The sequence below is a fragment of the Anaerolineae bacterium genome (assembly GCA_014360855.1).
GTDB lineage: Bacteria > Chloroflexota > Anaerolineae > JACIWP01 > JACIWP01 > JACIWP01.
This window is the reverse complement of sequence record JACIWP010000353.1, coordinates 1-2,687: the sequence shown is the minus strand read 5'-3', so window position 1 is coordinate 2,687 and position 2,687 is coordinate 1. Positions and strand designations below refer to the sequence as shown.

Here is a 2,687-nt window from a genome sequence, read left to right as displayed (position 1 = left end):
CGCCCGCACCGGCGACCAGCCCAGCGCCAGGTGCAGCTCGCCCTCATGGGCCGCCAGGAGCCGGCGCGATACCTCCTGCTGGATGGCCGGCAGGCGCTCCTGTGCGCGCATCGGCGCCAGCAGGAAGAAGTTGCCGCCTCCGAGATAAATAATGTTCGTCACCGGCAGGCCCAGCTCCCGCAGGACATAGCGCGCCACCGCCTCGGTCAGCAACTGCAGGTAAAAGCTCCGGCCGCGCAGGCTTTTCGCCGCCCCGCTGGAGGTAATCGAGTAGATGAACTTCTGCACCCCGGAGATGTCCCCGCCCACCAATACGGCGGTTTCCCGCTCCAGCGCCGGCGGAGCGCCTGCCTTATCCTTCAGCGCATCCATCACCTCCCGACACCACTGCACATCACGCCCATCGGCGGTCAGACAGACCGCCAGAGCCGCCGTCATGCGGGAGTGGTCGAAGAGGCTGACGTCGGACACATGCTTGGCATATGCCGAGGGCACGCACCAGGTGTATTCCTGCAACAGTGCATACAGCGCCTCAAGGAACGCCTCCTCTTCCCCACTTTTCATGACTTTCAGACGCTCTCCGGTCTGTTTGTGGAAATCCTGCCAGAGGTGCTTGAATTCGTCCCTGGCCGGCTGTGACGTCCTCTGCATCGGCATGGCGTTGTCAATGGTCAGCTCCCCCAGGGACAGCGCCGGATAGTAGCGCTCGGCATTATGCCCGCACAGCCGGCTGAAGGGGGAAAGCACATAAGGGATACCCTTCGCCCCCTCCTCTTCTTCCGGCTCCCGTTCCCCGCTGGAGAGCCAGTCCGCCAGCGCCAGGCGGTACGCCAGCTCCGGGTCCACCGCGTTCTCCTTGGTCGCGCCGGCCAGGTGGTGGTGATACAGGATGGCCCGCAGTTCCTCCACCCACTGTGCCGGCAAAATCTCCTGCACGACCTGCCAGCTCAAGGCCGCATGGGCATAGCCCGCCTCCTGCTTTGCCTGCTCCCACCCCCCTGATGGAGTCTCCCCCGCCCGGGAGGCGAACTTGCCGATGTCATGCAGGAGGCCGGCGGCCGCCGCCACAAACACTGTCCTCTCCAATCCCACACCTCCTTTGCAGTGCGATGCATCCTTTGCCAAGGTATTGTATCAGACCGTGGTGTGCATTTCCTGAGATAACATTCCCGATGTGGATAGGAATATCTTCCTATTTCTCGCCCTGTTCACGGTAATAGGCAGAAAGGGCCTGGATCAGGGCATAGCGGTCTGGCGGGCGCTCGCGGGACAGCGGCAAGTGCTGACTCAGCTTGGCGTAAATGCTTGATAAGTGATTGGCGACCGTCTTCTGGCTGATGTGTAATCGGCCGGCGACTTCGGCATTGGACAGCCCTTCGCGCACCACCAGCGCGCAGACCTGGCGTTCCGCCGGCGACAACACCTCCCGCACAAACCGGTCCAACCGCTCATACTCTGCCTGCCGCGCCAGCGCCCGACTGCGCACCGCCTCCAGCGGATCCTCATACCGCATGATCTCCCCTAAGATAAACGCACCTTCCTGCCAGCGCAGGACCGGGATAGGGACCAGCCGCACTTCATCTTCTGGCCGCGGTACCATGCGGCGCTCTTTCAGGAGGGGACCTTCCGAGAGCAGATGATAGAGGCGATCGGAGGAATCGAAGAGAAGCTGGGCCACGACCATGCCGTAGATGGACATGACCTTGCGTCCGCCGGCAATGCTGAAGTGCACCTCACGGCCGGCGCGCTTTTCCTCCTGCACGACCTGGAAAATGGTCCGAAAGGCCGCATGCGCATCCGCTTCCGTGCTGATATCGCGCACCGGCCGTCCGCCGGCCAGTATCGGCCGCAGTTCCAGGCCTATTCCCTGCCACAACCTGCCCTGAAATTCGGCGCGCAGGTCTCGCAGTGCCTGGCCGATGGCCGGCACGGAGTCATCCGTATGAATGACAACCGCTCGGGAACATTCAATGCCCTGGAGGCGCAAGAGGTACAGCGCCAGCGTAACAACCTGGGGCTCGGAACCCAATGTAGAAATGAATACCCGGTTAGCCATCCAAGAAGCTTTCCTGAAGCCGCTTTGCCGCGCTGCCGGCGCGGGACGACAACGGAGAGTATGGGGCATACAAACGCATTATACCCTACTTAGAGGACCTCGTCAACGCGCCCCAGGCCGCCCGATGCCCGCCCCGCTGAACATCCCCTGCATCCCAGGTACTTGACAAGCCCCCCGAATGCATGTATTGTGTCCCGGGGGAGCCGGCATCACTGGCCGCATGGGAGGCACACACATGTTCCCCAATCTGTCCAACCCGGACGCTATGACCGTGGCTGAGGAACTGCCCGACTGGGAGCGCACAGCACGCGTGCTTCAGCCGATGGCCGCCACCCTCTTTTTCCTCAGCAGTCTGCGCCTCTTTGTCGCCCAGTTGTCGGTGCGGGTTTTCCCCAACCTGGGACTGCCGGCGGTGGTGCTCCTCGGCCTGTTGGTCGTATCTACCCCTCTGGTGGCAATGGCCCTGCGCCGGCAGTGCTCCCATCCCTGGGTCATCTCCGCCCTGCCGGCGGCCATAGCCGCGGCGCGGCTGGCCGGCCAGGTGATACCATACCCAGACGTCCAATGGGTGTGCGCCGCGCTGGCCATTGCCCTGTACGGCGTGTACCTCCCCTTGTACGCGGGTGGGCTC

Annotated in this window: 3 protein-coding genes; 1 reads left to right on the top strand and 2 read right to left on the bottom strand. The window is 63.3% G+C overall.

Annotated elements, in window-relative coordinates:
- Together cas10 and H5T60_13880 are read right to left on the bottom strand one after the other, a co-directional pair.
- A partial coding sequence (gene cas10 / locus H5T60_13885) for a type III-A CRISPR-associated protein Cas10/Csm1 (GenBank protein ID MBC7243522.1) occupies positions 1 to 1,086 on the bottom strand: 1,086 nt, incomplete at its 3' end.
- Positions 1,087 to 1,192: 106 nt separating this feature from the next.
- A complete protein-coding gene (locus H5T60_13880) occupies positions 1,193 to 2,056 on the bottom strand; it encodes a hypothetical protein (protein MBC7243521.1) in 864 nt (287 codons plus the stop codon).
- 235 nt (positions 2,057 to 2,291) lie between these two features.
- On the opposite strand from H5T60_13880, the gene H5T60_13875 reads away from it, so the two are divergent.
- Positions 2,292 to 2,687: hypothetical protein (locus H5T60_13875; protein ID MBC7243520.1), on the top strand; the 396-nt coding region annotated here is incomplete at its 3' end.